General features: G+C 66.7%; 11 protein-coding genes. 7 read left to right on the top strand and 4 right to left on the bottom strand.

Going from position 1 to position 12,961, the window contains the following annotated elements:
* The first annotated feature begins 34 nt into the window (after nucleotides 1-34).
* The 5 genes from soxR to LK459_RS03405 all read left to right on the top strand — a co-directional run bounded on the left by soxR (nucleotide 35) and on the right by LK459_RS03405 (nucleotide 4,442).
* On the top strand, nucleotides 35-481 hold the full coding sequence (gene soxR, locus LK459_RS03425) for a redox-sensitive transcriptional activator SoxR (protein WP_007241301.1): 447 nt from the start codon (nucleotides 35-37) through the stop codon (nucleotides 479-481).
* Nucleotides 482-556: 75 nt separating this feature from the next.
* Entirely contained in the window at nucleotides 557-1,546 is a 990-nt protein-coding gene (locus tag LK459_RS03420) for a patatin-like phospholipase family protein (RefSeq protein WP_227921842.1), read from the top strand.
* A gap of 4 nt (nucleotides 1,547-1,550) precedes the next feature.
* Nucleotides 1,551-2,777 (top strand): MFS transporter, encoded by a 1,227-nt coding sequence (locus LK459_RS03415; RefSeq protein ID WP_007241299.1) that lies wholly within the window; start codon nucleotides 1,551-1,553, stop codon nucleotides 2,775-2,777.
* Between the two features lie 55 nt (nucleotides 2,778-2,832).
* Entirely contained in the window at nucleotides 2,833-4,068 is a 1,236-nt protein-coding gene (locus LK459_RS03410) for an arginine deiminase (RefSeq protein WP_227921840.1), read from the top strand.
* A gap of 8 nt (nucleotides 4,069-4,076) precedes the next feature.
* Nucleotides 4,077-4,442, top strand: a complete 366-nt coding sequence (locus tag LK459_RS03405) for a GntR family transcriptional regulator (protein WP_007241297.1) — start codon at nucleotides 4,077-4,079, stop codon at nucleotides 4,440-4,442.
* A 140-nt stretch (nucleotides 4,443-4,582) separates the two neighbouring features.
* Here LK459_RS03405 and LK459_RS03400 read toward each other — a convergent pair whose 3' ends face one another.
* On the bottom strand, nucleotides 4,583-6,205 hold the full coding sequence (locus tag LK459_RS03400; RefSeq protein WP_407648713.1) for a dolichyl-phosphate-mannose--protein mannosyltransferase: 1,623 nt from the start codon (nucleotides 6,203-6,205) through the stop codon (nucleotides 4,583-4,585).
* Nucleotides 6,206-6,234: 29 nt separating this feature from the next.
* Here LK459_RS03400 and rsmI point away from each other — a divergent pair, with 29 nt between their 5' ends.
* Entirely contained in the window at nucleotides 6,235-7,110 is an 876-nt protein-coding gene (gene rsmI, locus LK459_RS03395) for a 16S rRNA (cytidine(1402)-2'-O)-methyltransferase (protein WP_227921836.1), read from the top strand.
* Between the two features lie 611 nt (nucleotides 7,111-7,721).
* Here the strand turns inward: rsmI and LK459_RS03390 are convergent.
* The 3 genes from LK459_RS03390 to metG are packed head-to-tail and all read right to left on the bottom strand — an operon-like array spanning nucleotide 7,722 to nucleotide 11,709.
* Nucleotides 7,722-8,927, bottom strand: coding sequence for a GAF domain-containing protein (locus tag LK459_RS03390; protein WP_227921829.1), 1,206 nt, complete (start codon nucleotides 8,925-8,927; stop codon nucleotides 7,722-7,724).
* A gap of 10 nt (nucleotides 8,928-8,937) precedes the next feature.
* Nucleotides 8,938-10,119, bottom strand: coding sequence for an aminodeoxychorismate synthase component I (locus LK459_RS03385; protein WP_227921826.1), 1,182 nt, complete (start codon nucleotides 10,117-10,119; stop codon nucleotides 8,938-8,940).
* Nucleotides 10,120-10,137: 18 nt separating this feature from the next.
* Complete coding sequence (metG, locus tag LK459_RS03380; protein ID WP_227921825.1) at nucleotides 10,138-11,709, bottom strand: methionine--tRNA ligase; 1,572 nt, start codon at nucleotides 11,707-11,709, stop codon at nucleotides 10,138-10,140.
* Nucleotides 11,710-11,841: 132 nt separating this feature from the next.
* Between metG and LK459_RS03375 the strand changes: the two genes are divergently transcribed.
* Entirely contained in the window at nucleotides 11,842-12,957 is a 1,116-nt protein-coding gene (locus LK459_RS03375) for an alpha/beta hydrolase (protein WP_039994162.1), read from the top strand.
* Nucleotides 12,958-12,961: the final 4 nt, after the last annotated feature.

Genomic DNA, 12,961 nt, shown 5'->3' with positions numbered 1-12,961 from the left:
TTCAAGTGAACTTGAGGTCGCCTATTGTCGTCATATGGGCTTGAAGAAGATCGAACTGTCCGTCGGAGAACTGGCCCAGCGTGCGGGTATCGCTCCCTCGGCCGTCAGATTCTACGAGGACCAGGGCCTGATCTTCTCGCGCCGTACGCCCGGCAACCAGCGTCGATACCACCGTGCGATGCTGCGTCGGGTGGCGTTCATCCGCGCGTCGCAGGCTGCGGGGATTCCGCTCGCCGTGATCGGTGAGGTGTTCGCCGAACTCGGTGATCACGAGTCGCCCTCACGCGCGATGTGGGAGGCCGCGTCGCAGCGCTGGATCGCCGACATCAATCACCGGATCGAGCTCCTCGAGACCATGCGCGACATGATCGGCTCCTGTGTCGGGTGCGGATGCCTCTCACTCGGGGCATGCCACCTCCTGAATCCGGGCGACGAACTGAACCGTCAGGGCGCAGGCCCTCGTCGGCTGCCGATCGAGTGAGCGTCCGTCCAGTGGGTGGGTGCATACGGTGAATGCGTACATGCGACCGCAGACCGGATCGATAGGCTGAACACCATGGCCAGACCGTCTCGCGTGGCCCTCGCTCTGGGCAGTGGGGGAGCTCGCGGCTACGCGCACATCGGGGTCATGAACGAGCTCGACGCCCGCGGGTACGAGATCGTGAGCGTAGCCGGATCGTCGATGGGGGCGCTTGTCGGTGGACTGTACTGCGCCGGGCGTCTCGACGACTATGTCGACTGGATCAGCGGGCTCTCACAGCTCGACGTCATGCGGTTGCTCGACGTCTCACTGTCCAAACCGGGCGGAATGATCGGTGCCGAACGCATCCTCGCCCGGGTCCGGGAGATCCTCGGCGACACCACGATAGAAGACCTCGACGTCCCGTTCACCGCGGTCGCCACCGACCTCGCGGCCGGACGACCCGTGTGGTTCCAGAAGGGCAGTCTGGTCGACGCCATCCGTGCCTCGATCGCCATTCCTGGCGTGATCCGACCTCACGAGGTCGACGGTCGGCTGCTCGCAGACGGTGGAATCCTCGACCCATTGCCCGTAGCGCCCACCTCCGCGGTCAGCAGCGATGTGACAATCGGCGTCGTGCTCGACGCCGACGACGGAGCCGAACATGGTGCCAGTCGTGCCCCGAAGACAAAGGGTGTGATTCGTCGGAACATCACCCCGCTCCTCGAGAACGACTGGGTGCGGTCGGTACGGGAGCGCTTCGGCGTCGAAGCCGATGTCACCGCGCACGAGTCGACGACCGCGGACGAATCGGCAGACGACGAGGCGCAGCCGCCGAGCGCAGATGCCGACGACGATGCCGCCAGGGCCGCTCCGATGGGCAGGATCGAGATCCTTCTGCGTTCCCTCGACATCATGTCGATCGCGCTCACCCGCTATCAGATCGCTGGCTATCCTCCGGACATCCTGATCCGGGTGCCGCGGAAGGCCGTGCGTACCTTGGATTTCCACAAGGCCACGGAGATGATCGAACTGGGGCGCTCCCTGACCGCCGAGGCGCTCGACAAACTGCCCGAGGAGCCGTGATCGGGTGAAGCAGATTCCCCGCGGAATCTGGGTGTTGTTGTCCGCCAACGTGGTCATCGCACTCGGGTTCGGTCTCATCGCGCCGGCCCTGCCGACCTTCGCCCGCAGTTTCGATGTCGGCTACACCGCTGTGTCGGCGGTCGTGTCCGCGTTCGCGGTGATGCGATTGATCTTCGCCCCCGCCACCGGGCGCCTGGTCACCATCCTCGGTGAGCGTCGGATCTACCTGACCGGTCTCCTCATCGTCGCGGCCAGCACGCTCGCCTGCGCGTTCGCGCAGAACTACATCCAACTCCTCCTGTTCCGCGGCGCAGGTGGGATCGGTTCGACGATGTTCACTGTGTCGGCGATGGCACTGCTGATCAGGCTGTCGCCCAACGAGATCCGCGGCCGCGTGTCGGGATTCTTCTCCGCGGGCTTTCTGATCGGCAACATCACCGGACCGCTGATCGGCAGTGCGCTGGTCGGCTTCGGTCTGCGGATGCCGTTCGTCGTGTACGCGATCGCCCTGCTCGTCGCCTCGGCGGTCGTCGCAACACAGTTGCGCGACACGGCTGAACCGGTGACGTCCGACGCTCCGCAGCGCAGTGCGATGTCGTTGCGTGCCGCCTTGCGTGACAGCGCTTATCGCGCGATCATCGCGTCGAACTTCACTCAGGGCTGGGCGTCGATGGGTGTGCGAGTAGCGGTGGTGCCACTGTTCATCACAGAGGGACTCGACCAATCGGCCGCGATGACCGGAGTCGTCCTCGCCGTCTACGCCGCGGGAAACGTCGCCGCGATCCTGGTGGCGGGCAGGATGTCCGACCGACTCGGCCGTCGACCCGTGATGCTTCCCGGCCTGGCGATCATGGCGATCTCGACGGCGCTGCTCGGCTTCTCGCCGAACATCGTCGCCGCACTTGTGTTGTCGCTGTTCGCGGGTGTCGGGTCAGGCCTGTTCGCGCCGACCCATCAGGCCGCGCTCGCCGACGTTCTCGGTGCACGTCGGCAGGGCGGATCGGCGCTCGCCGCCTACAGCATGTCGTCTGACCTCGGCGCGGTGACGGGGCCGATCGTCGTCGGATTCGTCGCGGGAAGCGTGGGCTTCGGTCCGGCCTTCGTGTTGACCGGAGCGGTCGCCGCAGTCGCCTTCGTTGCGTGGCTGTTCGCGCGCGAGACCGCGCCAGAGGTCGTGGGCGAGGCGCCACGTCTGCACCCGACCGACCAGGCCGAACCCGACAGTCCGTGAGCACGCGCGCGCTCCGTGCCGAGCGTCCGGGTTTCCGGACGACTAGATTTGTCCCATGCCTGCGTCGACTGCCAGCGGTGATTACACACTCGGCTCCAACACCGAGGTCGGCCGCCTTCGGGCGGTGATGTTACATCGCCCCGGCGACGAACTGCTTCGCCTCACGCCACGCAACAGCGATCAACTGCTCTTCGACGGGCTGCCCTGGGTCGCGCGCGCTCAGGAGGAGCACGACGAGTTCGCCGCCGCACTCACCGAGCGCGGCGTCGACGTCTTCCTGCTCGGCGATCTGCTCACCGAGACGCTCGCGCACAGCGGGGCCGCGCGCATCCAGGGGATCGCAGCGGCCGTCAACTCCCGACTGCTCGGGCCGCACCTGGCCGAGGAACTCGCAGGCTATCTCCGGGGGCTGGCCGCGGCAGAACTCGCCGACATCCTGACCGCCGGCATGACATTCGACGAACTGCCGCTGAGTCCGACGGCCGAGGCGTCGTCGTTGGTGCGTCGGATGCACTACGGTCCTGAGTTCGCGATCGCGCCCCTACCGAACCTGTTGTTCACCCGCGACAGCTCGTTCTGGATCGGCCCGCGTTTCGCCATCACCTCGCTCGCCCTGCCCGCGCGGGTGCGCGAGACGTCGCTGACCGATCTGATCTACGCCCACCACCCGATGTTCAACGGTGCGCGACGCGCGTACGAGTCGCAGGTCGCGCCCGTCGAGGGGGGCGACGTGCTGTTGCTGGCACCCGGGGTCGTCGCAGTCGGAGTCGGCGAGCGGACAACCCCTGCCGGTGCAGAAGCCCTCGCCCGCAGTCTGTTCGCCGACGGCCTGGCACACACCGCTCTCGCCGTCCCGATCGAACAGCAGCGCGCATTCATGCACCTCGACACCGTCTGCACGATGGTCGACGCCGACGCGGTGGTGATGTACCCGAACATCCGCGACTCGATGTCGGCATTCACGCTGCGCGATCTCGGCGACGGTGATGTGAAGGTCACCGGCGCCGAACCGTTCGTCGAGGCCGCCGCGGAGGCAATGGGTATCGATAAACTCCGTGTGATCGACACCGGCCTGGACCCGGTGACCGCCGAACGCGAACAGTGGGACGACGGCAACAACACGCTGGCGATCGAGCCGGGCGTCGTCGTCTCCTACAACCGCAACGTCGAGACCAACCGGCGTCTGATGGACTCGGGGATCGAGGTCATCGAGATCGAAGGCCGTGAACTCGGGTCGGGCCGCGGTGGGCCGCGGTGTATGTCGTGCCCACTGTCGCGGGATCTGCTCTGAGGTCGACGATGGAACTCGCCGCGAGACTTCGTATCGACCCCGACGCCGATCGCGCACCATTCGAGCAGATCCGCGTGGGCGTCATCGACCTCGTGTCGCGTGGTGAACTACTTGTCGGGGAACGACTTCCGACGGTGCGCGCACTGGCGGCCGATCTCGACCTGGCCCCGAACACCGTTGCCCGCAGCTACCGCGAACTCGAAGCCGCGGGAATCATCGAGACCAGGGGGCGTCGGGGTTCGTTCATCCGGGCGGGCTCGAACACCACACTCGACGACGCGCAGCGCGCCACTGTCGAGCACGTCGCTGCGTTGCGCGCCATGGGGATCGACGACGCGACGATCGTCGACCTGGTCCGACGCTCGGTCGGCTGACGAATCATGAAGTGAAACCGTAAGTATCTCCAGCGGTATCGACAGCAAGGTGCGAGACCGCGCAATCGGCTGTCTGTCGCAGGGCGGCGGGGTCGTCAACGACATCCTGGAGTTCCTGACGCCGTGTCTGCCATGCGGCCTCAGCCCCAGCTGGGCAGCCAGATCTGCTGATGCCACTGCTCGGGGGAGATCGGACTTGCGGTGAGGATGGGCCACAGCCAGGCGAAGTTCGCGACGACCAACCCGATATAGATCGCGACGACGATGATGCCGAGGGTCTGGCGTTCGGGTCGTGGCTTGCACGGAGACGACCTGGTCGCACGGAGCACGTCGCCGCAACACAGGGCCAGACCCATCACCAGGAACGGCGCGAGGACGGTCGCATAGAAGAAGTACATCTGGCGGTCCAGATCTCCGAACCATGGCAGAAATCCCGCTGCGTAGCCGACGACGACGGCGGCGTAGCGCCAGTCACGTCGGACCAACCAGGCCCACAATCCCCACAGCAGCATCGGTATCGCCAACCACCACATGGCGGGCGACCCGATCAGCATCTGCGCCCGTACACACTGGCCGCCGCCGCACTGGTCGGGGCCGTTCTCGAGGGCGTACAGCATCGGCCGCAGACTCATCGGCCAGGTCCACGGCTTGGATTCCCACGGGTGATGGTTACCCGCGGAGTTCGTCAGGCCCGCGTGGAATTTGAGAACACCCGCCTCGTAGTACCAGAGCGAACGCCACGCACCGGGCACCCAGGCGAACGGCCCATCGGTGCCGATGGTGTTGCCGACCTGGTAGCGATAGACCGAGGTCTCACTGGTGAACCACGGCACGAAACTCGCGAAATAGATGGCGATCGGCATGACGACGAGACTCGCGACGCCGGGCACGGCGTCGCGGACCAGAGCGCCGACCCAGGGGCGTCGAACGTGATAGGCCTTGCGGGCTGCGACGTCGAATCCGATCACCAGCAGCCCGAAGAAGATGACGTAATAGATGCCCGACCATTTTGTCGCGCATGTCAGGCCGAGCATCACTCCCGCAGTGAAGCGGTACCACCGGAAACCCAGGCGAGGGCCGAAGGGCGAGTCGTTGATCCGACCGTCGAGGTAGACGGTGAACATGCGCTCGCGCACCTGGTCGCGATCGGCGATGATCGCGGTGAACGCGGCGACCACGAACAGGCACTGGAAAATGTCGAGCATTCCCATGCGTGACTGCACGAACAGCACGCCGTCGCAGATCGCGAAGACCGCGGCGATCGCCCCGACCAGCGTCGAACGCGCCATTCGGCGCACGACGCGGTAGATCATCACCACGATCGCCACACCGGCGAGAGCGGACATCACCCGCCACCCGAGCGGCGTGTATCCGAACATCCACTCGCCCGCCGCCAGCAACCATTTGCCCACGGGCGGGTGCACGACGAGCCCGTACGCCGGATTGTCCTCGATCCAGTTGCCGCCGGTCAGTACCTGCCAGCCCTGCGGCACGTAGTGCTTCTCGTCGAAGACGGGCGTGCCCTGGTCGGTGGGGTGGGTCAGGCCCCAGAAACGTGTGGCCACGGCGGCCAGGGTGATGATCAACCCGACGATCAGTCCCCGCCTGCGGTCGGGCGCCCCGAACAGCGGTACCTCGATCTCCGGATCGGGACGCACACGCGTCGAACGAAGTGCAGCCACCTGCATCATGCGTCCCCGAAGGGGCGTCGGATCGGCGGCGGGCGCAGCTACGGGTCCGTCGACGATGGTCACTCGGCCCATCGTAATGTCCCGCTCGTACAGTGATTCGCATGAATCCCGCTCCCGAGGCGACCGACACCGGCGCGACGAGTGGACGACTCGTCCTCGCCGCGACCCCGATGGGTCAGGTCGACGACGCCTCGACGCGTCTGCGACAGGCGCTCGAGACCGCCGACATCGTGGCAGCAGAGGACACACGACGCACCCGTGCGCTGGCACAGTCGCTCGGCGTGACGATCACCGGCAGCGTCGTCAGCTACTACGACCAGGTCGAGGCCGCACGCACGCCCGCGCTGCTCGACGCCATCCGCGAGGGTCGCACCGTGCTGCTGGTGACCGACGCAGGCATGCCGTCGGTCAGCGACCCAGGACACAAGATCGTTGCCGCCTGCGCCGCGGCGGGTCTGCGTGTCACTGCCCTGCCGGGTCCGTCCGCGGTGACGACGGCGCTCGCGGTGTCGGGCCTGCCGTCCGACCGGTTCGGTTTCGAAGGATTCGCGCCACGCAAGCGTCAGGCGCGACTCGACTGGCTCGGCCAGCTCGTCGACGAACCGCGCACCGTCGTCTTCTTCGATTCACCGCACCGCCTCGCCGACACGCTCGCCGACGCGGTCGAAGTACTCGGCCCCGACCGGGAGGCCGCGGTCTGTCGGGAACTGACGAAGACCTACGAGGAGATACGTCGGGGTCGGCTCGCCGAACTCGCCGAGTGGTCGGCGCAGGGTGTCCGCGGCGAGATCACCGTCGTCCTTGCGCCAGGCGAACGCCGGGTTCCCGCCGTCGACGACCTCGTCGAGCAGGCAGAACAGCTCGTCGCCGGGGGCTTACGTCTCAAGGAGGCCTGCGCGCAGGTCACCGAGGGGACGGGCGTCTCGCGCCGGGACATCTACGAGGCCGTGCTGGCCGCGAGGTCGGGGTCTGACTGACCCCGCGGCTGGGGGTTCTCCGGGCCCGCCGACGGCACCGGGTTTCGCGCCGACGGCACCGGCTTCTGCGCTGACGGCACCGGGTTCCGCACCGACGGCACCGGGTTTCGCGCTGACGGCACCGGGTTCTGCGCTGACGGCACCGGGTTCTGCGCTGACGGCGCCGGCTTTCGCGCCGACGGCACCGGGGGCGGTGCAAAAAGCCGGGGGAGGGGTCGATGGCGGGGTTCTTCCCCGGGTTTTCGACGTTTCCCCGCGAAGTTTCCCGCGGAAAGGATCGAAACTAGGGGAGGGATCTCTTCCCTTAGTTTCTGCACCTCAGGCCCGTTGAGGGCGCGCCAGCTTTCGCGCCGACAGCACCGCCCGACCCGCCGACGGCACCGGGTTCTGCGTCGACGGCACCGGCTTTCGCGCCGACGGCACCGGGGGCGGTGCAAAAAGTCGGGGAGGGGTCGATGGCGGGGTTCTTCCCCGGGTTTTCGACGTTTCCCCGCGAAGTTTCCCGCGGAAAGGATCGAAACTAGGGGAAGGATCTCTTCCCCTACTTTCTGCACCGCCAGACCCGCCGACGGCACCGCCCGACCCGCCGACGGCACCAGCCGGCGGCGCGGTCAGTCCGGCACGACGGTGAGTGTCACCTCGGCGGCCAGCCGGTACGGACGACTCGAGACCAGGGTGCCTACGACGCGTCGCAGGCGTGACATCTCGGCACGGACCGATACCTCGTGGGTGGTGTCGCCGAACAGGAATCGGCTCAACTGCGCGGAGGTGAGTCCGGCGCGCCCGGCGTCGGAGAGCAGCAGCAGGATCTGGGCATGCCGCCGCGTGAGAACGATGGTGAGCTGGTCGGCGCCGTCGATCAGGTGGATCGACGGCTCGCCGCGCAGGTCGAGTTCGATGAGGATCGGACCCGACGGTCCGGCTGGGCGGACGACCCAGCCGCCCGGAACACGTTCGGCGACGCACACGCCCAGACCCGCGACGAACTGCAATTCGCGCTCACTGGGCGGCGCGATCCGAGTCGGTGCGATGACCCCGCGGCTGTCGGCGACGAGGCCGTCCTCGTCGACGAGCAGCGCTGCCTTGAAGGCCGCCAGCTCTTTTCCGCTCGTTTCGCGCAAGGCGCTGAGCGTGCGTTGGTGTTCGTCGGCGATGTCGCGGGCGCAGAACTCGGCGACCGACGCGGCCAGCATGAGGGTTGCCGGTTGCACGGCGCTCGCGCGGCCTGCGAAGGCGATCACGCCCACCAGGTCGCCGCTGATCCGGTCACTCACCGGGGCTCCCGCGCAGTACCAGTCACCGAGTGCGTACGCGTAGTGCTCGGCCGGATAGACGCGTTGTGGCCGCGGATCCGCGAGCACCTGACCGACGGCTGTCGTCGCAGCGGACTCCTCGTCCCACCGGGCGCCCTCGCTGATGTGCAACGCCTGTGCCTGCTCGCGCAGGCGGGAATCGGACTGTCCCCAGAGCATCACTCCGTCGGCGTCGAACATGCCGTACACGAGGTCGGACTCTTCGGCGCTCGCGTCGACGACGGCCCGGGCGGCCGGCGACGCGTTGCGCAGCGCGCTCCGTTCGCGTCTGCGGTCGAGTTCGTCGTCGCTGACGACCGTCGGTTGGTGGGTGTCGCGTCGCTGTCCGCGTTCCCGTGCGCGTGCCCACGATTCGAGGACGGGCGTGGGCGGCGTGTAGCCCTCGGGGTAGTAGTGCTGTGGCGCGTGGGTCGACCCGATTGCCTGGTCGATGATGGAGAGACGGATATCGGCGAGATCGGCCGTCGTCTCAGCTGCCTGCCTCACCGCAGCGGCCCGGTCCATACGGACAAGGTTAACCGAGCACCCTCGGGGGTGCGTTGACCACGCTGGCCGCTTTGTCGAGGCATTCCTGCCACTCGCGGACCGGGTCGGAGTCCGCGGTGATACCGCCGCCGACGCCCAGCGCGATCGCACCGTCGGCAGTGATCTCGACAGTTCGGATCGCGACGTTGAGATCGAGCAGACCATCGGGGCCCGCCAGCCCGACGGCACCGCAGTACACCCCACGTGGATCGCGCTCCCATTGCGCAAGCAACTCCATGGCCCTGAGTTTGGGTGTTCCGGTGACGGATGCCGGCGGGAACGTCGCGTCGAGCAGGGCGAGGTTGCCGACCTCGGGCGGGACCTGCGCCGAGACGCGGGAAACGAGATGCCACACGCCCGGCGCGCCGACCACCTCGAGCAGCTTCTCGACGCGCACCGATCCGGTGCGTGCGACACGCCCCAGATCATTGCGGACGAGGTCGACGATCATGACATTCTCGGCGATGTCCTTCGACGACGCCGCCAGCACGGTCGGGTCCTCGTGGGCGGCGATGGTTCCCTTGATGGGGGCTGAGACCACGCGGTCGCCACGTCGGGACAGGAACGTCTCGGGTGAGAAACTCGCCACCGAACCCCAATCGCCCTGCAGGAAAGCCGATTTGGCCGGCCGGGTACGCGCGGCCAGGTCCGCGAAGAACGCGGACGCCGAGCCGGTGAGTGTGCCGGAGAAACGGGTACACAGGCATGCCTGGTAGATTTCACCCGCCCCGATGGCGTCGAGACACCGCCTGATCGCACCGACGTGTGGCCGGGCGTCGGGCACGTTCCAGTTCGCTACCCACTCCTGTACTCGCGGTTGGCCTGTGGTGCCGGTCGCCGCCACGGCGTCGACCACCCAGCCGGGTAGCGGCTCCTCCGACGTACTGACGTGATGCCACCGTCCCGCCCGCAGCACCAACAGGTGATCGGTCAGTCCACCGGCAACCGTCGGTAACGCCGATTCGACGCCGCGCACCGGAAAACCCAGGTATCCCAACCAGAATCGGTCCGGATGATCGGGAGGTGCGAGGTGCGGTCGCACATCGACCGACGGGGCGATGACCGCGTCGGCATCCCACCAATCGCCCACAAGTGCTGCAGGCGGAGGTAATCGGCGACGTGTGGTCGCCGCGTGCAGGGATCGCAGCAGATCGGTTGCGGTCGGCGTCACCGCGTCGTCACACCTCGCTCAGGAATCGCGACGAGGAAAGACGACCGTCGGTTTGGGCAATTCGGTTCCTGGCACGAGTCGGTCGGCGACGGCAGTGAAATCGCGGTCATCGCCGACGGCCAGCAGATCGAGCAACGTGTTGCACGAGGCGGGCATGACGGGTGCGGCCAGCAGGGCCACCACCCGGACAACTTCCGCACACACGTAGAGAACCGTGCCCGTCCGCTCGAGGTCGGTCTTCGCGAGCTTCCACGGCTCCTGCGCGGAGATGTACCGATTCGTCTGCGCCAGAACCGACCACAGAGCCTCCAGGCCGAGGTGGATCGCCTGGACGTCGAAGTGTGCACGCACCCGCGGCAGCAGTTCGCTTGTCGCGTCGAGGATCTCGGCGTCGGCGTCGGTGTACGCGCCCGGCGTGGGCACGGCGCCGTTGAAGTACTTACCGATCATCGACAGCGTGCGTTGCGCGAGATTGCCGAACTCGTTGGCGAGGTCGGCGTTGACGCGTGCGGTCATGCTCTCCGCCGAGTACGAGCCGTCCTGGCCGTAGGGCACCTCCCGAAGGAGGAAGTAGCGCAACTGGTCGAGGCCGAACTCGTCGATGAGGTTGTCGGGGTCGACGACGTTGCCGATCGACTTGCTCATCTTCTCGCCCTTGTTGAACAGGAACCCGTGCGCGAAGACCCGCTTGGGCAGTTCGATTCCTGCGCTCATCAGGAACGCGGGCCAGTACACGCAGTGGAATCGGATGATGTCCTTGCCGATCACGTGCAGATCGGCGGGCCAGTACTTGTCGAATATCGCCTGATCGTCAGGGAACCCCACACCGGTGAGGTAGTTGGTGAGGGCGTCGACCCAGACGTACATGACGTGGTCGGGGTGGCCGGGAACCGGAACACCCCAGTCGAATGTGGTGCGCGAGACCGACAGATCGGTCAGTCCGCCCTTGACGAAGCTGATCACCTCGTTGCGCCGCACGTCGGGGCCGATGAACTCCGGATGCGACTCGTAGAGGTCGAGGAGTTTGTCCTGGTACTTCGAGAGTCGGAAAAAGTACGTCTGTTCCTCGGTCCAGGTGAGCACGTGACCGTTGTCGGAGGCGACGCGCTCGCCGGCGTCGTCGACCGTGGTGTCGGCCTCGGCGTAGAAGGTCTCGTCGCGGACGTCGTACCAGCCGGAGTAGGTGTCGAGATAGATGTCGCCCGCGTCGGCCATGCGCTGCCAGATCACCTCGGACGCCCGCTTGTGGTCGTCGTCGGAGGTGCGGATGAAGCGTTCGTAACTCGAGCCGAGGCGGTCCTGGAGCTGCTGGAACCGGTCGGAGTTGCGCCGCGCGAGCTCTGCGGTCGGGATGCCTTCCTTCTCCGCGGTCTGCTGCATCTTCTGCCCGTGCACGTCGGTACCGGTGAGGAACCGCACGTCGAATCCGTCGAGCCGTTTGAACCGGGCGAGAGCGTCGGCCGAGATGTACTCGTATGCGTGCCCGATATGCGGAGCGCCGTTGGGATAAGCGATCGCCGTCGTGATGTAGTACGGACGGCCCGCCCCGTGTGATGTACGCGTGTCGGTGCTGGTCAGGTCAGTGGGCATAGTGCCTGTCAGGATACTTGGTGGCGCGCGACGCCGGTCGGTGGCGTCGGCCGGCGGCGTATGACCCCCGGGCTCGGTGCAGCGTGTGACGAGGCGGGCGTCGGTGACGTCCACCTCACGTATCCTGACGCCATGGTGATGGCAGATCGACCCGAGGTGGAGACCGCATCCAAGCCGATCGCGGCGTTGACGATGGTCGGACTCGGGGAGAGTCTGCTCAACGGCCTCGCCCGTGTGCCCTTCTCGAAGCCATGGAAGGGTCCGTCGGGGCTTCTCGACAACATCGGCCAGGCCGTCACCCGAAACACGATTCGTGCGTTCATGGGCTACTCGATGGGCCTGCCCATCGAAGAGTTCCGATCCATGGAAAAGGCCCTCGACGACATCTGCAACACCATTCTGCCGCCCGTCATCGAACTCGCGGGCAAGGTCGAGATCACCGAGGACACCATCAACGGCGTTCCCGGCATCTGGTGTCGAGCCAAGGCGAGTTCGGACGCCTACGTCGACGACGACGAGAGCAAGGAAGCGATCGGCGCCACCATCCTGTATCTGCACGGCGGCGGATATATCGGTACCTCGCCCATCATGTACTCCGCGTTCGCCGCAGCGCTCGTCCGCATCACCGGCTTCGAGATCTTCATCGCCGACTACCGCATGGCGCCCGAATTCCCCTTCCCCGCAGGTGTTCTCGACGCCGCTGACGTCTACCAGGGGCTACTCGACAGAGGGATACCCGCCGAGCACCTCATGGTGGCTGGCGATTCCGGCGGCGGTGGTCTGGCGACCTCGCTGATCAGCTACCTGCACAACAAGGACATGCCGCGGCCCGCCGCGTTGGCGCTGTTCTCACCCGAGATCGACCTCGATCTCGACAACGCGTCGGTGACCGAGAACGCCAAGTACGACATCCTTCCGTGGAGCATTCCCGTCACGCCCTACCTCCACGGCGTCCAGCCCAACGACGTGCGGGTGTCGATCGTCTACGCCGATCCCAGCCCGGACTGGTTCCCGCCGACGTTCGTGTGTTGGGGTGAGGACGAGATGTTCCGCGACGGCATCCGTGAGTTCGTCGGGAAGCTCGAGGCCAACGGGGTTCCGGTGTACGGCATGGAAGGACGCGGAATGTTCCACGTCTTCCCGATCCTCATGCCGTGGGCAGAGGCCTCGAAGGACGTACTGCGCAGTCTCCGCGAGAGGATCGCGCGCAACATCGCCGCCGATCCCGAGGCCAAACCGACCCACTGACGCC

The organism is Gordonia otitidis (assembly GCF_020735545.1).
In the GTDB taxonomy this organism is placed as follows: Bacteria; Actinomycetota; Actinomycetes; order Mycobacteriales; family Mycobacteriaceae; genus Gordonia; species Gordonia otitidis.
The sequence above is the reverse complement of the archived record's forward strand: the minus strand, read 5'-3'. Positions and strand labels throughout refer to the sequence as shown.